We start from the raw sequence: 19,215 nt of genomic DNA on the forward strand, positions 1-19,215 counted from the left end.
GGTTCAAATCCAACCCCCGCAACCATCAAACCACACACAGCCGCCCCACACCGGGCGGCCTTTTTATTGCCCAACGCAGACGCAGCCAGGTCAGCCGATCAGCGCCGCGAAGAATTCGGGCTTCAGCGCGACGAACAGGGCCAGGACCAGGCCGATCGTCAGCCCGGTGATCGTACCGGCGGCAAGGCCGCGGCCATGCGCCTTTCGCTCTGCTTCGGTCATGTCTCTCTCCATGCCTGGATCCACAATCTACGCCCAAATTCCGGTGACCGTAAGCCCGCTTTGCGCTGTCCGCCCCGGCGAGCCCCCGCTATCCTGCGGGGGACGATCAGCAGGGACGCGGCATGCCGGCACAGTATAATCTTCATCGCCGGATCTTCCTGACCGGAGCACTCGCATCGGGCGCCCTGCCCGCCGTCGCCCGGGCCGCGAAGGAAGCCGACGTCCCCTATGTCCCGACGCCTCCCGAAGTGGTCGAGGGGATGCTCGACATGGCGGCGCTCAAGGCCGGCGAGCGGCTGATCGATCTGGGCTCCGGCGATGGCCGGATCCCGCGTGCGGCCGCGCGGCGTGGCGCGAACGCCCTGGGCGTCGAGATCGATGCCGCGCTGGTCGCACGCGCCCGATCGCTCACCCGGCTCGAGGGGCTGGAGGAGCGCGCCCGTTTCATGCGCAACGACTTGTTTACCGTATCGCTGCGCGACGCCGATGTGGTCACGCTCTATTTGCTTCCGGACGTCAACGAACGGCTGAAACCCAAACTTCTCAGCGAGATGAGGCCCGGTGCGCGCGTCGTCAGCCATGCCTTTGACATGGGGGACTGGCCGCCTGAAGAGCGTCGCGAGATCGCTGACAAGCGGGTCTATCGCTGGACGATTCCAGCGGTAGCAGGCGGCGAATGGCGGCTGATCCGCGCCGACGGGTCGATGGCTCTGCTTGTGATCGACCAGCGCTACAGCCGCGTCTCGGGCGCATTGGATGGTCGCCCGATCCGCGAAGCCACGCTTGTCGGCGCAGCGTTCCGCTTCGTTGCGGACGGCGCCGCCTATCTGGGCATCGTCGGCGACCGGGGGATTTCCGGCGACAATTGGCGCGCTGAGCGGATCGATTAGATCCGACCCGCTCGACCTTGGTGGTAACCGCCACTAAACCACCTCCCATGCACTACGACGACAATCTCACCGCCGCCCGCCCGACCTTTGTCACCCATCTCGAATGCTCGATGACAGGGGAGCGGTATGAGGCCGATACCCTCCATGGTCTGTCGCGCGTCGGGCGGCCCTTGCTGGTCCGCTATGATCTCGATGCGATCCGCAACGCGGTCTCGCCCGCGGATCTCGCCGGCCGCCCGGCCGATCTGTGGCGCTATCGTGAACTGCTGCCTGTTCGCCGGGCCGAGAATATCGTCAGCCTGGGAGAGATAACGACACCGATCGTGCCGCTGACCAAGATTGCTCAGGGTGCCGGGGCATCGACCTTGCTGGTCAAGGACGAGGGCCGCCTGCCGACCGGATCCTTCAAGGCGCGCGGGCTGGTCATGGCAATTTCGATGGCGAAGGAACTGGGCGTAACCACCATCGCGATGCCGACCAACGGCAATGCCGGTGCCGCCGCTGCGGCCTATGCCGCGCAGGCGGGGATCGAGGCGGTGATCTTCTGCCCCGACGACACGCCGGAGATCAATGTGCGCGAGATCGCTGCGCAGGGCGCGCGCGTCTATCGCGTCAACGGGCTGATTGACGATTGCGGCAAGCTGGTCGGCGCGGGGAAAGAGGCCAATGGCTGGTTCGACCTCTCGACGCTCAAGGAACCCTATCGGATCGAGGGCAAGAAGACGATGGGGCTGGAACTGGCCGAACAGCTTGGCTGGGAGCTGCCCGACGTCATCTTCTATCCCACTGGCGGCGGCACCGGCCTGATCGGCATGTGGAAGGCGTTCGACGAGCTCGAGGCGTTGGGCTGGATCGGATCGAAGCGCCCGCGCATGGTCGCAGTCCAGGCCGAGGGCTGCGCGCCGATGGTCCGCGCATGGGAACAGGGTGAGCGCCACGCTGCCCGTTGGGAGGACGCACACACCGTTGCCGCCGGCATCCGCGTACCGCAGGCGGTTGGGGATTTCCTCATTCTGGACGCGGTGCGCCAGTCGAACGGATTCGCGATGGCGGTCAGCGATGCCGCGATCCTTGAGGCGGTTGACGACGCCGCGCGGCTCGATGGCCTGCTGCTCTGTCCCGAAGGCGGAGCGACGCTTGCCGCGTGGCGCAAGGCATTGGCGGAGGGGCTGATCTCGCCCGACGATCGCGCAGTGCTGTTCAACTGCGCGACCGGCCTCAAATACCCGATGCCCGATCAGTCGCGCACGCTGGATCGTCACGGAGAGATCGACTTCGCTTCGCTTTAGGATGGGACGGAATCCTAGGCTTTCTTCCACCCGTCATCCCGGCCCGGGATGACGGGTGGGGCGTGGCTAAGCCTCCTTCACCCGCAGCATCGCCACCGCCGCGACCAGCAAAGTCACCGCGGCGAAGGCCATCGTCCAGATCGGCTCGCCGGGGAAGAAGCGCTTCATGATCGATCCCATCACCGTCGCGACGAGCAATTGCGGCACGACGACGAATACGTTGAACAGGCCCATATAGATGCCGAGCTTTGCCTGCGGCAGGCTTGAGGCGAGGATGGCATAGGGCATGGCGAGGATCGATGCCCAGGCGATGCCGATGCCGATCTCGCTCAGGATCAGCCAGTGCGGATCGCTGATCGCGAAGAAGCTCGCAAACCCCGCGACGCCGCACAGCAGGCCCACGATGTGTGTCCGTGCCTTGCCGATCCGGCCGGCGAGCAGCGGCAGCAGGGTCAGCGCGGCGACCGCCGCGACGCCGTTATAGACGGTGAACAGCACGCCCACCCAGTTCGCGCCTTCCTGAAAGCGCGGGTCGGCGGCGTCGGCCGCGCCGTAGAAATATTGCGCGACCACGGGCGTGGTGTTGATCCACATGATGAACAGCGCCGACCAGCTGAAGAACTGTGCGAGCGCGAGCTTTTTCATCAACGGCGGCATGCCCGCGAAGTCGCCGACGATATGGCTCAGCATGTTCGCGCCGCTGCCGCGCCGGGCGAGGGCGATCGCGATCAGGCTGGCCACGCCATAACCGGCGAGCAGGCCGCCGAGCAGATAGACTTCCTTCTCCAGTCCCAGCGCTCCGACCGCGACGATCACCGCCGCACCCGCCGCGATCCAGATCAGGCTGGACGTGTTGCCGCGTGCGGCCAGCACGCGCATCGTGCTCTCGTCGGCTTCGGCGCGCGGGCCGTCGAACGCCGCCATTTCCTCCGGGCTGTATTCGCTGGTGCTGAGAACCGTCCACAACACCGCCAGGAACAGTGCTGCGCCGCCGAACCAGAAGGCATAGCGTACCGTGTCGGGGATCCCTCCACCCGGCGCGACGTTCGATACGCCCAGATGCTCGAGCGCCCAGGGGAAGATCGATCCGACCACCGCGCCCGCGCCGATGAAGGCGGTCTGCACCGCATAGCCCGCGCTGTGCTGATCCTTGCGCAGCATGTCGCCGACGAACGCGCGGAACGGCTCCATCGACACGTTGAGCGATGCGTCGAGCACCCACAGCATCACCGCCGCGAACAGCAGCACCGGTGCCAGCGGCATCGCGAACAGCGCCAGCGCGGCCATGATCGCCCCGGCAAGGAAATAGGGCCGCCGCCGGCCGAGCCGGCCGAGCCAGGTGCGATCGCTCATATGGCCGATCACCGGCTGGACGAGCAGGCCGGTCAGCGGCGCTGCCACCCACAGAGCAGGGAGGTCGTCGATGCTGGTGCCGAGCGACTGGAAGATCCGGCTCATATTGGCATTCTGCAACGCAAAGCCGATCTGGATGCCGAAAAAGCCGAACGACAGGTTGAACAGGCCCCAAAAGCCCTGACGGGGTTTTTCCATTATATGTCCTTGAAGAACGCGCTTGGGGTCGCCGCCCCATCAAAGGGATCGTCATCCCCGCGAAGGCGGGGATCCATTCTGGCTGGCCAGGCGGCAAGAGCCTGACCGGAAGCGGCAATGGATTCCCGCCTTTGCGGGCATGACGGTGAAGTCTGAATTGGCCGGCACGATCAACCGCCCGACCCGCACGAGCGGCGGACCACCAGCTTTGCGGGCAACAGCACGTCGTTCACGCGCTCCTCGCGAATGCGGCCAAGCAGCGTCTCGACCAGTGTCCGCCCCGCCGCTCGCGTGTCCTGCAAGACGGTGGTGAGCGGCGGGTTGGTGAAGCTGGCCGCTGCGATATCGTCGAAGCCGACCACCGCGATGTCTTCACCCACCTTGATGCCGCGCGCGGCGAGGGCACGCATCGCGCCGATCGCGATCAGATCGCTCGCAGCAAGGATCGCGTCGAACGTCTCGCCGCTCGCGATCAGCGCTTCGGCCGCGGCGGCGCCGGCTTCCTCGGTTGTGAGCGCGTCGAACTGCAGCCGCTTGCGCGGGATGATCCCGCCTTCCTTCAGCGCCGCGACATGGCCGCGATAACGGTCGTGGAATTCGGGATAGTGGCTCGACGCATGGCCGAGGAACGCGATGTTGCGCCGCCCGAGGCTCAGCAGATGCCGGGTCGCCTCGCGCCCGCCGCCCTGATTGTCGCAGCCGACGGTGAGGCCCAGCCCCTCGGATTGCACCGACCCCCAGCGCACGAAATGCGTGCCCTGCGCCATCAGTTCATTGAGCTTGTCACGGTACAGCTCGTAATCGCCATAGCCGAGCAGGATGAGGCCGTCGGCGCGGCGGCTGTCCTCATAATCCTGATGCCAGTCGCTGCCGAGCTGCTGGAACGACACCAGCATGTCCTGCCCATTGTCGGCGCAGGCGCGCATGATCGATCCCAGCATCGACAGGAAGAAAGGATTGATCGCGCTGTCGTCGGCGCTCTCATCCTGGAAGATCAGGACGGCCAGCGTCTCGGCATGGCGGCTGCGCAGGTTCGATGCGGCCTTGTCGACGCGGTAGTTGAGTTTCTGGGCGATCGCCTCGATCCGCTTGCGCGTCGCCTCGTTGACGCCGGTGCCGCCGCGCAGCGCGCGCGAGACGGTGGGCTGCGAGACCCCCGCGAGGTGCGCGATATCGAACGATGTCGGCTTGCGTTGCATGGCCGCGGCACTTCTCCCCTGGGCGTCCACGGATGTGCCCTCCGCTTGACCCGGCGATGTTCACCCCGTTTCGTCCCCCGCGTCAATGTTGCGCAGCGGTCACGCAGCATGATCGCAGCGTTGAATACGTATGCCGTCTGCTGGCCGCAGCGGCGGCTTGGGGGGCATAGGAAGATCAACGCGCTTTCAACCGGCGCGATCCGGTCAGACATGGGCCGGCATAGGGGAGGAACTATGCGTTACATCGCCACTGGCCGTCTGGCCGCCCGTCTCGCCGTCACCGCCAGCGGTACCGCCATTGCCGCCACCTTGCTCGTCGCTTCACCCGCCTTCGCGCAGGATTCGGAGCAGCCCGCAGCCGAGGAAGGCACCGAGGTCACCGTTACCGGCTTCCGCCGCGCGCTCGAAACCGCGGTCGCGACCAAGCGCGATTCCAACCAGATCGTCGAATCGGTCTCGGCCGAGGATATCGGCAAGCTCCCCGACAATTCGATCGCCGAAGCGATCGCCCGCCTGCCCGGCCTCACCGCACAGCGCCTTGACGGGCGCGCGCAGGTCATCTCGGTGCGCGGCCTCTCGCCCGATTTCGCCGCGACGCTGCTCAACGGGCGCGAGCAGGTCACGACCGGCGACAATCGCGGCGTCGAGTTCGACCAGTACCCGTCCGAGCTGATGGGCGCCGTCGATGTCTACAAGACGCCGTTCGCCGGCCTGATCGGCCAGGGTCTGTCGGGCACGATCAACCTGCGCACGATCCGCCCGCTCGACTATGGCAAGCGTGTGCTCGGCGCCAATGCGCGCGGCGAGATCGTCTCGCCCGGCAAGCTCAACACCGGCACCAACGACAAGGGCTATCGCGCCAGCCTGACCTATATCGACCAGTTCGCGAACGACACGATCGGCATCACGCTGGGCGTCGCCCATCTGAACTCGCCCACCCAGTTCGAGCGTTTCAACAGCTGGGGCTATCCCAGCTTCGACACCAACAACGACCTCTACGGCATCCGCGACACCAAGGGGACGGCCAGCCAGGCCGACGATACCTTCACCCCGCGTCCGGCCTATGCCGCGGCACAGGGCGCAAAGATCATCGGTGGCGCCAAGCCTTATGTGCAGTCGACCGAGCTCGAGCGCACCGGCGTGATGGGCGCGCTCCAGTGGAAGCCGACGCCCGAACTCAACATCGTGCTCGACGGCTATTATTCGAAGTTCAAGGACGCGCAGACGCTGCGCGGCATCGAATTCCCACTGCAATGGGGCGGGGCGGTGCTCCAGCCGGGCTTTACCGTCAAGGACGGCATCATCACCGACGGCACCTGGAGCGGGGTCAAGCCGGTGGTGCGCAACGACGCCAATCTGCGTGAGGCGGATCTCTATTCGGGCGGCCTCAACATCAGCTATGTCACCGGCGGCTGGAAGATCACCGGCGACGCCAGCTATTCGCGCGTCGATCGCGAGGACAAGGTGCTGGAGACCTATTCGGGCACCTCGCGCGGCAACAGCAACGGGCCGTTCGACACGCTCGGCTTCAGCCGCGATGCCGAGGGGCGCTACAGCTTCAAATCGTCGCTCAACTATGCCGATGCCTCGCGCATCTTCCTGACCAGCCCGCAGGGCTGGGGCGGCGACAACACGCCCGGCGGCCAGGACGGCTTCCTCAACAACCCGACCACCAGCGACGAACTGATGGCCTTCCGCCTCGATGTCGAGCGCGAGCTGGGCGACAATCAGGGCAAGCTGGCCTTTGGCGCGAACTACAGCAAGCGCGAGAAGTCGCTCGACCTGAAGCGCTGGTATCTGGGCCTCAAGGCGAATGCCGCCGATCCGCTGCACAACACCAGCGTCGCGATCCCCGCCGACCAGTTGCTCGATCCGACCAAGCTCGCCTATCTCGGCATTCCGGGCATGGTCAGCTACGACCCGCTCAAGCTCGCCTATAGCGGCATCTACAACTTCAACGCGGCGACGGACGCCAACCTCTTCGCCTTTGGCTGGGGCGTGCGCGAAGAGATCCTGACCGGCTATGCGCGCTATGACATCGACGTGGAGATGTCGAACGGGTCGAAGCTCGGCGGCAATGTCGGCATGCAGCTCGTGTCGGTCGATCAATTCTCGAACGGCCAGGGTGCGAGCGGATCGCCGGTCGCGACGGTCACGGACCTGTCGGACGGCGTGCGCTACACCTATGTCCTGCCCAACCTCAACATCGTCGCACGGCTGAACAATGGCCTCACCGTCCGCTTCGGCGCGGCGCGTCAGATGGCCCGCCCGCGCATGGACCAGATGCGCGCGTCGATGAGCTTCACCTACAACGCCTCGCTCGCGGGCAATACCGACATCAACTTCTCGCCCTGGGGTGGTGAAGGCGGCAATCCGCGGCTGCGGCCGTGGATCGCCAATGCGGTCGATCTGTCGGTGGAGAAATATATCGCCCGCGACAGCTACATCGCGCTCGCCGGCTTCTACAAGCACCTGGAAACCTACATCTACCAGGAGAATCAGGTTCACGACTTCACCGGTTTCCCGGTGACCAGCGGGCCTGAACCGCGGCTGCGCCAGGGCATCGCCAAGGTCTTCCGCAACGGCAGTGGCGGGCGGCTCTACGGCGCCGAACTGTCGGCGACCTTCTCGCTGCGCAATCTTTCGAGCGCGCTCGACGGGTTCGGTGTGCTGGGTAGCGTTTCCTATACCGAAAGCTCGATCACGCCCGATCCCAGCAATCCGGCACAGCCGCTGCCGGGCCTGTCGAAGTGGGTCGCCAACGGCACCGTCTATTTCGAGAAATGGGGCTTCTCGGCACGTGCCAGCGTCCGTCACCGGTCGAGTTTCCTTGCGGAGCTGAGCGGCATCGGGACCGATCGTATCCAGCGCCTCGCCAAGCCCGAGACGATTGTCGATGCGCAGATCGGCTATGAGTTCCAGAACGGTCCGCTGAAGGGGCTGGGTATTCTGGCGCAGGCGCAGAACCTGACCGACGAACCGTTCGTGACGCATGAGATGTCGGACGAGGCTCTGACGGTCGACCATCAGCGCTATGGCGTCCGCTACCTGCTCGGGCTCAGCTACAAGCTCTGACTTCCCCCCGCCTCCCCGCCGCGGCATGATCGCGGCGGGGACGTTTTTTGAGGATCGCTGAAGGATGGCCGATCCCGTGCTCCAACGCCGCATCATCATTGCCGGTGGCGGCACTGCGGGCTGGATGACCGCGGCCGCGCTCGCCCGCTTCTGCGGACGGGGCTGGGCGATCACATTGGTCGAATCCGACGCGATCGGCACGGTCGGCGTCGGCGAGGCGACGATCCCGATGATCCGCCTGTTCAACCAGGCGCTCGGGATCGACGAGGCGGAGTTCCTGCGCGAGACGCACGGCACCTGGAAGCTCGCGATCGAGTTCGACGGCTGGGGTACGCCGGGCGAGCGCTATATGCACGCCTTCGGGCAGGTCGGACGCGGGCTGGGACTGCTGCCCTTCCATCATTACTGGCTGCGCGCGCGCGCGGCTGGCCGGGCGGGGCCGCTCGGCGACTATGTGCTCAATGATATCGCGGCGCGGGCCAACCGGTTCGCGCATGTCGAGCGTGCTGCGGACAGCGTGCTGCCGCCCATGCCCTATGCCTTCCATTTCGATGCCGGCCTCTATGCAGCCTATCTGCGCCGCTATGCCGAGGCGCGCGGCGTCACGCGGATCGAAGGGCGGATCGACGGCGTCGAGCGCGACGGCGAGAGCGGCGACGTTGCGGCACTGGTGCTCGCGGACGGCGTGCGGGTCGCGGGCGACCTGTTCGTCGATTGCTCGGGCTTTCGCGGGCTGCTGATCGAAGGCGTCCTCGAAACCGGGTTCGAGGATTGGGGCCATTGGCTGCCCTGCGACCGTGCGCTGGCGGTGCCGTGCGAGCGTGTCGACCCGCTGATCCCCTACACCCGCGCGACGGCACGCGTGGCCGGATGGCAGTGGCGCATCCCGCTCCAGCACCGCACCGGCAATGGCTATGTCTTCTCCTCGGCGCATATCGGTGAGGACGAGGCCGCGTCGGTCCTGCTTGCCAATCTCGACGGCGCACCGCAGGCCGAACCCCGGCTGCTCAAGTTCCGCGCGGGCAAGCGGCGCAAGGCGTGGAACCGCAATGTGGTTGCGATCGGGCTCGCCTCGGGCTTTCTCGAGCCGCTCGAATCGACCAGCATCCACCTGATCCAGAGCGGCATCACCCGGCTGCTCGATTTCCTGCCCAACGGCCCGGTCGCGGATGCGGATCGCGATGCGTACAACCGCATCACCGATTTCGAGATCGAGCGGATCCGCGACTTCGTGATCCTCCACTATGCCGCCAATCGCCGCGAGGGCGAGCCGATGTGGGACGCGCTGCGCCACATGGAATTGCCCGAGACGCTGGCGAACCGCATCGCGATGTTCCGCGCCAACGGCCGGATCGTGCGCGAGCATGATGAGCTGTTCGACGTCCCCGGCTGGATCCAGGTGATGGCCGGGCAGGGGATCGTGCCCGAACGCTGGCATCCGCTTGCCGACGAACTGAGCGGCGATCAGCTCGACCAGTTCCTCGCCACCGTGGCGGATGCCTTCGCGCGCGACGCCGCGCGCCTACCCGGTCACGCCGCCTATCTCACGCGCTTCTGCGGCGTGCCTTCAACCTTCAGCCAGTCGAGTATCGCATGAGAAGCCTTGCCCTTGCCTTGACCCTGTTCGCCGGCACCGCTGCGGTTGCGCAGACTGCCGCTCCGGCCGAGCTGCGCGCGCGCCCGGCCGAGACCGAGGTCCTCTACTTCCTCCTCCCCGACCGGTTCGAGAATGGCGATCCGTCGAACGACAAGGGCGGGCTCAAGGGCGATCGTCTGACCACCGGCTTCGACCCCGCGCACAAGGGCTTCTTCCACGGCGGCGACCTTGCCGGCCTGATCAAGCGGCTCGACTATATCCAGTCGCTCGGCGCCACCGCGATCTGGCTCGGCCCGATCTACAAGAACAAGCCGGTGCAGGGCGGCCCCGGCGAAGAGACCGCCGGCTATCACGGCTACTGGATCACCGATTTCACCCGCGTCGACCCGCATTTCGGCACCAATGCCGAGATGAAGGCGTTCGTCGACGCCGCGCATGCGCGCGGGATCAAGGTCTATCTCGACATCATCACCAACCACACCGCCGACGTGATCCAGTATCGCGAATGCGGCGCGTGCGACTATCGCAGCCGCGCCGACTATCCGTACCAGCGCAAGGGCGGCGTGAAGGGCACGGCGATCAACCCCGGTTTCGCGGGCGACAACGTGCAGACCGCGGAGAATTTCGCGAAGCTCACCGACCCGAGCTACGCCTACACGCCGTTCGTGCCCGAGGCGGAGCGGACCGTGAAGGTCCCTGCCTGGCTCAACGATCCGATCCACTACCACAATCGCGGCAACACCACCTTCCGCAACGAAAGCTCGACGATGGGCGATTTCGTCGGGCTCGATGACCTGATGACCGAAAGCCCGCGCGTGCTGCAGGGGTTCGTCGACATCTATGGCGGCTGGATCGATCAGTTCGGGATCGACGGCTTCCGCATCGATACCGCCCGCCACGTCAATCCGGAGTTCTGGCAGGGCTTTTCCAAGGCGATGATCGAGCGGGCCAAGGCGAGGGGCATCCCCAATTTCCATATCTTTGGTGAGGTGGCGAACGAGGGCGATGTCGGCGATCTCGCGCTGCACACCCGCGTGCACCAGTTGCCCAGCGTGCTCGACTTCGGCTTCCGCGCCGCGGTCCAGCATACGGTGGCGGGCGAGAAGGGCCCCGACGTGCTTGCCGCGATGTTCGATCGCGACGCGCTGTACGAGGGCGGCGCGGCGGCGGCGCTGCTGCTGCCCACCTTCATCTCGAACCACGATCATGGCCGTTTCTCGACCGATGTGCGCAAGGCCTTTCCCAAGGCGAGCGATGACGAGGTGCTGGCGCGGGTGAAGCTCGCCCATGCGATGCTGCTGTTGCTGCGCGGCGTGCCGACCATCTATGCCGGTGACGAGCAGGGCTTCGTCGGCGACGGAAACGATCAGGACGCGCGCGAGGACATGTTCCCGAGCAAGGTCGCGGTCTATAACGACAACCGTCTGCTCGGCACGACCAAGACCACCGCGGAGTCGAACTTCGACACCGGCCATCCGCTCTATGCCGAGATCGCGAAGCTCTCGGCGGTGCGCAAGACGACGCCGGCGCTGTCGCGCGGGCGTCAGATGACGCGCGCCTATGACGAGAAGCCGGGGCTGTTCGCGGTCTCGCGCTTCGATCCGGCGACCGGCGCCGAGATTCTCATCGCGTTCAACACCAGCGCCGCGCCGATCACGCGGCAGGTGGAGGTGGGTGTCGGCTCCTCGGCCTTCACCCCGCTTGTCGGCCAATGCGCGCCGAACGCCAGCGCGCTAGGTAGTGTCTCCATGACCTTGCCACCCTTCGGCTATGTCGCCTGCGTCGCCGTGGGAGGTGCCAAGTGAGCGAACCCTCGCGCGTGCCCGCGACCGAAGCGAACCGCGACTGGTGGCGCGGCGCGGTGATCTACCAGATCTACCCACGCAGCTTCGCCGATACCAACGGTGACGGCATTGGCGATCTGCCGGGCGTTGCCGCGCATCTGGACCACGTCGCCGCGCTTGGCGCGGACGCGATCTGGCTATCGCCCTTCTTCACCTCGCCGATGCGCGACTTCGGCTATGACATCGCCGATTATTGCGGGGTCGATCCGGTGTTCGGCACGCTCGCCGATTTCGACGCGGTGATCGAGAAGGCGCATGCGCTGGGTCTCAAGGTCATCATCGACCAAGTCTATTCGCATACCTCCGACCAGCATGAATGGTTCAAGGAAAGCCGCGCGAGCCGCGATAATCCGAAGGCTGACTGGTATGTCTGGGCGGACGCCAAGGCCGACGGTTCGCCGCCGACCAACTGGCAGTCGGTGTTCGGCGGCCCCGCCTGGACCTGGGACGCTCGCCGCGGCCAATATTATTTCCATAATTTCCTGAGCGAGCAGCCCGACCTCAACATGCACAACCCGCAGGTGCAGGACGCGGCACTGGCGGCGGCGAAATTCTGGCTCGATCGCGGCGTCGATGGCTTCCGCGTCGATGCCATCAACTTCTCGATGCATGACCCGCTGCTGCGCGACAATCCGCCCGCGCCCGACACCGGTGCGCCGCGCACCCGCCCGTTCGATTTCCAGCAGCACATCTACAACCAGAGCCACCCGGACATCGTCCACTTCCTTGAGCGGCATCGCGAACTGACCGACAGCTATGGCGGCCGCTTCACCGTGGCTGAGGTCGGCGGACCGACGCCCGAGGCGGAGATGCACGCCTTCACGGAAGGGACGGGCCGACTCAACAGCGCCTATGGCTTCGACTTCCTCTACGCGAACAAGCTGACTCCGGCTTTGGTCAGGAAGGCGGTCGAGACCTGGCCCGATACGCCGGGTACCGGCTGGCCGAGCTGGGCGTTCGAGAACCACGATGCGCCGCGTGCCGTATCGCGCTGGGTCGATGCCGAGCATCGCGACGCCTTTGCCGCGATGAAGATGCTGCTGCTGATGTGCCTGCGCGGCAACGCCATCCTGTTCCAGGGCGAGGAGCTTGGCCTGACCCAGGTCGAGATCGCCTATGACCAGCTTCAGGATCCGGAAGCGATCGCCAATTGGCCGCTCACGCTCAGCCGTGATGGCGTGCGTACCCCGATGCCCTGGCAGGCGGATGCCGAGAATCTCGGCTTCACGCAGGGCAAGCCGTGGCTGCCGCTCGGTCCCGATCATGCCGCGCTGGCGGTGGACCGGCAGACCACGCAGAACGGTTCGCTGCTCAACCTGACGCGCGGGCTGATCGCGTTGCGCGCCGCCAATCCGGCGTTGCGAGCGGGCGCGATGGAGGTGCTGGAAGCGGACGAGGCGTTGCTCGTTTTCACCCGCACCGCGGACGGACAGGCGCTGACCTGTGCGTTCAATCTGGGCAAGGTGCCGCTGACATGGCATCCAGCACAGCCGGACCGGTTCCGGGTGCTGGCGGCGGTCAATGGCGCCGCACCGGGATCGCTGCCTGCCTATAGCGGGCTGGTGCTCGAACAAATCGCCTGAGAAGATGGCCGCGTAACAGGAGAGTATGATGGGCAGGTTGATCGCGCTGACAGCGTTGACTTCGATGATGGCGATGCCGGCGCTGGCGCAGGGCGTGGTTCAGAACACCGCGCTGAAGGAAGGCGGCGCGACCGCGACCTCGCCCGACGGTAAGCTCCGCGTCACCGTGACCGTCGATGGCGACGGGCGGCCGCATTATGCGGTCGCGCGCAACGGCAAGCCGCTGATCGAACCCTCGCGGCTCGGCTTCCTGCTCACCGACGCGCCCAAGCTCGAACGCCGCTTCGTGATCGAGAGCCAGGCGACGACTTCCTCGGACTCGACCTGGGAGCAGCCTTGGGGCGAGTGGAAGACGATCCGGGATCGCCACACCGAATTCCGCGTGCGCCTCAAGGAGACCACCGCGCTGGCGCGCGTGATGGACGTGGTGTTCCGCATCTTCGACGAAGGCGTCGGCTTCCGGTACGAATTCCCCGATCAGCCCAATTTGAAGCACGCAAACATCGCCGACGAGCTGACCGAGTTCGGGCTGGCGGGCAATGGCACCGCCTGGTGGATCCCGGCGGGCGAGTGGAACCGCTACGAATATCTCTATAACCGCACGCCGATCTCCGAGGTGGGGCAGGCGCATACGCCGATCACCGTGAAGCTGGAGGACGGCACGCATATCGCCTTCCACGAGGCGGCATTGGTCGATTATTCCAGCATGTGGCTGCGCCGGGTGACCGGCACGCGCTTCAAGGCGCAGCTCTCGCCCGGTGCGGGTCCGGCCAAGGTGGTCAAGCAGGGGCCGTTCACCACCCCCTGGCGTACCATGGTGATCGCCGACGACGCCGCGGGCCTCTACACCGGCAGCCGCATGACGCTGAACCTCAACGAGCCGAACAAGCTCGGCGATGTCAGCTGGGTCAAACCCGGCAAGTTCGTCGGTGTGTGGTGGAACATGATCAAGGGCAAGTGGACCTGGGCGCGCGGACCTCAGCACGGCGCTACGACCGCGAATGTTAAGCGCTACATCGATTTTGCCGGCGCGAACGGCATCCCCGGCGTGCTGGTCGAGGGGTGGAATGTCGGCTGGGACGGCGACTGGTTCGGCAACGGCACCGACATGAATTTCTCCGGCCCGACCGAGGATTTCGACGCTGCGGGTCTTGCCGCCTATGCCAGGTCCAAGGGCACCGCGCTGGTCGGCCATCACGAGACTGGCGGCTCGGCCAGCCACTATGACAAGCAGCTCGACACCGCCTTCGCCTGGTCGGCCGCGCATGGGCAGAAAGTAGTGAAGACCGGCTATGTCGCCGATGCCGGGCAGATCGGCCGGGTCGATCCCGACGGGTCGGAACATCGCGAATGGCATGACGGCCAGTGGATGTCGAACCATCACCTGCGCGTCGTGCTCGCCGCCGCCAAGTACAAGATCAGCGTCGATCCGCACGAGCCGATCAAGGATACCGGCCTGCGCCGCACCTATCCCAACTGGCTCGCCCGCGAAGGCGCGCGCGGGCAGGAATATATGGCGTGGCAGGGCAAGAACCCGCCCGAGCATGAAGCCAATCTCGTCTTCACGCGGATGCTGTCGGGGCCGATGGACTTCACCCCCGGCATCCTCAGCCTCAAGGGCGAGAAGGACAGCGACATCCCCTCGACCATCGCCAAGCAGCTCGCGCAATATGTCGTGATCTACTCGCCGGTGCAGATGGCCGCCGACGAGCCGGAGACCTACGCCAAGCTGATGGACGCGTTCCAGTTCATCAAGGACGTGCCGGTCGACTGGGCCGACACCCGCATCCTCAACGGCGAGGTTGGCGACTATGTCACGATCGCGCGCAAGGACCGGAACAGTGCCGACTGGTATCTGGGCTCGGTCGGCGACGAGCTGGCGCGCAATCTGGAGGTGACGCTCGATTTCCTCGATCCGGGCAAGACCTACACCGCGCAAATCTATCGCGACGCGCCCGACACGCGCTTCGACAGCGATACGCGGCACAAGTACGTGATCGAAACGAAGAAGGTGAAGCGCGGCGACAGGCTGATGCTGGCGCTCGCGCCGGGCGGCGGGCAGGCGATCCGCTTCGCGGCGAAATGACGTTCACTTTCCGCTTCGCGGAACGCCGGTGGTGGCTTAGCATCGTGCCTTCAAGGAGGCGCTTCCCATGGCCACCACCTTTCAACTCAACGGCAAGCCTGCAACGTTCGACGGCGATCCCGAGACGCCCCTGCTGTGGGTGCTGCGCGATCATCTGGGGCTGACCGGCACCAAATATGGCTGCGGGATCGCCCAGTGCGGCGCCTGCACCGTGCATCTCGACGGCAAGAACCGGCGGTCCTGCGTGACACCGGTTGGCACGATCGCGGGCAAGTCGGTGACGACGATCGAGGGCGTCGCCGGCAAGACTGCCGATGCGGTCAAGGCCGCCTGGGTGCAGATCGACGTGCCGCAATGCGGCTTCTGCCAGTCGGGGCAGGTGATGTCGGCGATCGGGCTGCTCACCGCCAAGCCGAAGCCGACCGATGCGGACATCGACCATGCGATGGCGGGCAATATCTGCCGCTGCGCAACCTATGTCCGCATCCGTCAGGCGATCAAGGACGCCGCGGGCGTGAAGGGAGCGCGGGCATGAACGTCATCGCCAGCCGCCGCACTTTCCTTGCGGGAAGCGCGCTCACCATTGGCTTCGTGCTGCCCGGAAAACGCGCTCGGGCGCAGACGGGGCAGGGGGTGCTTCAGCCCAATGCGTTCGTCCGCGTCCATGCCGACAATTCGGTGGCGATCATCGCCAAGCATGTCGAGTTCGGCCAGGGGCCGGCCACAGGCGTCGCGACGATCATCGCCGACGAGATGGATGCCGCCTGGGATCAGGTGCGCGTACAATTCGCGACGGCGAACGACCCGCTCTACAAGAACCTCATCTTCGGGACGATGGGCGTCGGCGGATCGACCGCGATCCGCGAAAGCTGGGACCAGATGCGCATGGCAGGCGCGGCCGCGCGCGCGATGCTGGTCGAGGCGGCGGCGAAGCGCTGGAATGTGCCGGCAGGCGAGGTGACGGTCGCCAAGGGTATCGTCAGCGCGGGCAGCCGCAAGGCGACGTTCGGCGAGTTGGCTGAGGATGCCGCACAACTGCCCGTCCCGCAGAACCCGGTACCCAAGACGCCCGACCGCTACGTCTATATCGGCAAGCACGTGCCCAAGGTGGACAGCGCCGCCAAGACCAACGGCTCGGCGAAGTTCACCCAGGACGTGCGCCTGCCCGGCATGGTCCATGCCGCGGTGCGCCGCCCGCCTGCCTTCGGCGCGACGGCGCGCAAGGTCGGGGATGCGGCCGCGCGCGCGATTCCCGGCGTGCTCGACGTGAAGCCGGTGCCGAGCGGGGTCGCGGTCTATGCGCGGGATACCTGGACGGCGCAGCGCGGCGCGGCGGCGCTCGAGGTCGACTGGGATCTGTCGAAGGCCGAGACGCGCTCGACCGCGCAGATCTATGCCGAGCACGCCGCGGCGGTGCGCAATCCCGGCGTGCAGGTCGAGGCGGCAGGCGATGCCGCGGCGGCGCTTGGCCGCGCGGCGAAGCGGATCGACGCGACCTTCTATTTCCCCTTCCTCGCCCATGCCCCGATGGAAACGATGGACTATGTCATCGAGAAGAAGGGCGAGGGGATCGAGGTTCATGCCGGCAGCCAGTTCCAGGTCGGCGAGATGCGCGCGATGTGCGGCGTGGCAGGCGTGCCGTTCGAGAAGAGCAACCTCGTCCAGCATTATGCCGGCGGCAGCTTCGGGCGCCGCGCGACACCGGTGATGTTCGACGGGGTCGAGGCCGCTGCGTGCGCGCGCGCCTATGGCTTTGCCGCGCCGGTCAAGGTGGTGGCGAGCCGCGAGAATGACCTGACCGGGGGCTGGTACCGTCCGCTGACAGTGCATCGCATTCAGGCGGGGATCGACGCTGCGGGCAATATCAGCGGCTGGGATCAGGTGGCGGCCGCCCGGTCGGTCACCAAGGGTACGCCGATGGAGAGCCCGCAGGTCCGCAAGGGCATCGATACCGGCATGGTCGAGGGATCGAACGACACCAGCCAATATACCATCGCCGATTTCCGGCTGGGCCAGCACCTGATGGACACCGGCGTGCCGGGGCTGTGGTGGCGATCGGTGGGCCATACCACCACCGCCTTCGTCAAGGAGACGATGATCGACGAGCTGCTCGAACTGGGCGGCAAGGATCCGGTCGAGGGGCGGCTGGCGCTGCTCAAGCATGACCGGGCCAAGGCCGTGTTGCGCAAGGCGGCCGAGATATCGGGCTTCGGCAAAAAGCCGAAGAAGGGGCGTGCCCGGGGCGTCGCGGTGCATGAGAGTTTCGACACATTCGTCGCGCAGATTGCCGAGGTTTCGGTCGGTGCCGACGGATTGCCCAAGGTCCACAAGGTATGGTGCGCGGTCGATTGCGGGATCGCGGTGAATCCCGACATCATCCGCGCGCAGATGGAGGGCGGGATCGGCTATGGCCTGGGCCATGCGCTCTATGCCGAGCTGTCGCTGGGCGAGGGCGGCGTTGTGCAGCAGACCAATTTCGACAGCTACCGCTCGCTGCGCATCCACGAGATGCCCGATATCGAGGTCGCGATCATCGCGTCGACCGAGAAGCCGAGCGGGGTCGGCGAACCCGGGCTGCCTCCGATCGCGCCGGCGGTCGCCAACGCCTGGCGCAAGCTCACGGGCAAGCCGGTGCGGCGCCTCCCCTTTGCCCATGGAGATAACGCATGAAGCCCCAGACGCTGGGTCTGATCGCCCTTGGCGCTTCGGCGATGGCACTTCCCGCGGCGATGGTGTTCGCGAGCCAGGCGGCAGCGCCCGCCTCGCTCCAGCCGGTCAGCGCGTTCGCCACGATCGCCGATCCCGCGGCGCGATCGGCCGCGATCTTTACCGAGATGGGCAAAGTGCTGACCCATCCGCGCTGCCTCAACTGCCACCCGCGCACCGACAGCCCGACTCAGGGTGACGCGATGCGTTGGCATACCCCGCCCGTCGAGCGCGGGCCGAAGGGCATGGGCGATGCCGGGATGGAATGCGCGACCTGTCACGGCCCGCGCAACGTGACCTATGCCGACGGCAAGAGCGGTATCCCCGGCCATCCGCTGTGGCATCTCGCCCCGATCGAGATGGCCTGGCAGGGCAAGTCGCTGCGTGAGATTTGCGAGCAACTCAAGGATCGCAAGCGCAACGGCAACAAGTCGCTCGAGCAGATCCATGAGCACAACGCCAACGACACCTTGGTCGGCTGGGGCTGGAACCCGGGTGTCAGCCGTACGCCCGCGCCGGGCACCCAGGCGCAGTTCGGCGAACTGACCAGGGCGTGGATCGAGACCGGGGCGAAGTGCCCGGCGTGACCGTCAGGCCCGCACCCACTCCACCTTGGGGTCGTTGAAGTCGATCACGTCGGCGAGCTCCCACACGTTGCGATAGCCATAGCCGACCAGGTTGATGAAGGTCTGGATGTTGAGCGCCAGCGGGCGCGCCTTCATCGGCACCGGCCGCGTGCGGTTCGAGAAATTGTTGTTGCAATAGATCAGGATGCGGCGGTGGACGTTCGGCCCGACCGTCTCTTCCAGCGACTCCGCGTTGAAGTCGGGAAAGGGCAGGTTGACCGCCCCCTTGATATGCCCTTCGCGAAACGCGCTCTCTGACCGCGCATCGAGCAGCAAGGTGCCGGCTGTGGCGGCCTGCTTCTTGAACTGGGCGAAGGGCAGCAACCGCTCGTTGCGCAGCGCGCCGACATCGCCGGTCAGCTGCTGGAAGCCCGGATAGTCGATTTGCGGATTACGCGACTCGTCGATGCGCGGCCCCTGATCGTGAGTTTGGCCAAGGGCGGGGGTCGCGGCGCCAAGGCCGACGAAGGACAGGAAGAGGCGGCGGTCCATCGGTGCTGCTCCGGTTGGCGGGGACGTAACGATCCTGCTCCTGCATCGCTGTCTG

14 protein-coding genes are annotated in these 19,215 nt (G+C 66.2%); 10 read left to right on the forward strand and 4 right to left on the reverse strand.

Annotated elements, in window-relative coordinates:
• Nucleotides 1–90: 90 nt before the first annotated feature.
• The gene (locus AC07TU_RS16585) at nucleotides 91–222 is read right to left on the reverse strand and encodes a hypothetical protein (protein ID WP_495189030.1); all 132 of its coding nucleotides are present in this window, start codon (nucleotides 220–222) and stop codon (nucleotides 91–93) included.
• Nucleotides 223–344: 122 nt separating this feature from the next.
• On the opposite strand from AC07TU_RS16585, the gene AC07TU_RS16590 reads away from it, so the two are divergent.
• Entirely contained in the window at nucleotides 345–1,112 is a 768-nt protein-coding gene (locus AC07TU_RS16590; protein ID WP_495189031.1) for a class I SAM-dependent methyltransferase, read from the forward strand.
• Between the two features lie 47 nt (nucleotides 1,113–1,159).
• Nucleotides 1,160–2,401: a threonine synthase gene (locus AC07TU_RS16595; protein WP_495189032.1), complete on the forward strand. Its 1,242-nt coding sequence runs from the start codon at nucleotides 1,160–1,162 to the stop codon at nucleotides 2,399–2,401.
• Between the two features lie 66 nt (nucleotides 2,402–2,467).
• On the opposite strand, the gene AC07TU_RS16600 is transcribed toward AC07TU_RS16595, so the two are convergent.
• Together AC07TU_RS16600 and AC07TU_RS16605 are read right to left on the reverse strand one after the other, a co-directional pair.
• The gene (locus AC07TU_RS16600) at nucleotides 2,468–3,952 is read right to left on the reverse strand and encodes an MFS transporter (protein WP_495189033.1); all 1,485 of its coding nucleotides are present in this window, start codon (nucleotides 3,950–3,952) and stop codon (nucleotides 2,468–2,470) included.
• A 170-nt stretch (nucleotides 3,953–4,122) separates the two neighbouring features.
• Nucleotides 4,123–5,151 (reverse strand): LacI family DNA-binding transcriptional regulator, encoded by a 1,029-nt coding sequence (locus AC07TU_RS16605; protein ID WP_495189034.1) that lies wholly within the window; start codon nucleotides 5,149–5,151, stop codon nucleotides 4,123–4,125.
• A 234-nt stretch (nucleotides 5,152–5,385) separates the two neighbouring features.
• Here AC07TU_RS16605 and AC07TU_RS16610 point away from each other — a divergent pair, with 234 nt between their 5' ends.
• The 8 genes from AC07TU_RS16610 (at nucleotide 5,386) to AC07TU_RS16645 (ending at nucleotide 18,629) form a co-directional block, all read left to right on the forward strand.
• Nucleotides 5,386–8,226, forward strand: coding sequence for a TonB-dependent receptor (locus AC07TU_RS16610; protein ID WP_495189035.1), 2,841 nt, complete (start codon nucleotides 5,386–5,388; stop codon nucleotides 8,224–8,226).
• A 64-nt stretch (nucleotides 8,227–8,290) separates the two neighbouring features.
• Nucleotides 8,291–9,823 carry a tryptophan halogenase family protein gene (locus AC07TU_RS16615; RefSeq protein ID WP_495189036.1) on the forward strand — a complete coding sequence of 511 codons (1,533 nt, stop codon included), beginning with the start codon at nucleotides 8,291–8,293 and terminating at the stop codon, nucleotides 9,821–9,823.
• The gene (locus tag AC07TU_RS16620) at nucleotides 9,820–11,628 is read left to right on the forward strand and encodes an alpha-amylase family glycosyl hydrolase (RefSeq protein ID WP_495189037.1); all 1,809 of its coding nucleotides are present in this window, start codon (nucleotides 9,820–9,822) and stop codon (nucleotides 11,626–11,628) included. The genes AC07TU_RS16615 and AC07TU_RS16620 overlap by 4 nt, the downstream gene beginning before the upstream one ends.
• Nucleotides 11,625–13,250 carry an alpha-amylase family glycosyl hydrolase gene (locus AC07TU_RS16625; RefSeq protein WP_495189038.1) on the forward strand — a complete coding sequence of 542 codons (1,626 nt, stop codon included), beginning with the start codon at nucleotides 11,625–11,627 and terminating at the stop codon, nucleotides 13,248–13,250. Before AC07TU_RS16620 ends, AC07TU_RS16625 begins: the two co-directional genes overlap by 4 nt.
• Nucleotides 13,251–13,278: 28 nt before the next feature.
• Nucleotides 13,279–15,336: a glycoside hydrolase family 97 protein gene (locus tag AC07TU_RS16630; protein ID WP_495189039.1), complete on the forward strand. Its 2,058-nt coding sequence runs from the start codon at nucleotides 13,279–13,281 to the stop codon at nucleotides 15,334–15,336.
• Nucleotides 15,337–15,403: 67 nt separating this feature from the next.
• Nucleotides 15,404–15,871, forward strand: coding sequence for a (2Fe-2S)-binding protein (locus AC07TU_RS16635; RefSeq protein WP_495189040.1), 468 nt, complete (start codon nucleotides 15,404–15,406; stop codon nucleotides 15,869–15,871).
• Entirely contained in the window at nucleotides 15,868–18,006 is a 2,139-nt protein-coding gene (locus tag AC07TU_RS16640; RefSeq protein WP_495189041.1) for a xanthine dehydrogenase family protein molybdopterin-binding subunit, read from the forward strand. Before AC07TU_RS16635 ends, AC07TU_RS16640 begins: the two co-directional genes overlap by 4 nt.
• Nucleotides 18,003–18,629, forward strand: coding sequence for an Isoquinoline 1-oxidoreductase subunit (locus AC07TU_RS16645; protein WP_495189042.1), 627 nt, complete (start codon nucleotides 18,003–18,005; stop codon nucleotides 18,627–18,629). Before AC07TU_RS16640 ends, AC07TU_RS16645 begins: the two co-directional genes overlap by 4 nt.
• 3 nt (nucleotides 18,630–18,632) lie before the next feature.
• Here the strand turns inward: AC07TU_RS16645 and AC07TU_RS16650 are convergent, their stop codons facing one another.
• Complete coding sequence (locus AC07TU_RS16650; RefSeq protein WP_495189043.1) at nucleotides 18,633–19,160, reverse strand: rhodanese-like domain-containing protein; 528 nt, start codon at nucleotides 19,158–19,160, stop codon at nucleotides 18,633–18,635.
• Between the last annotated feature and the right edge of the window lie 55 nt (nucleotides 19,161–19,215).

Source organism: Sphingomonas sp. GW821-FHT03E12, from assembly GCF_059420685.1.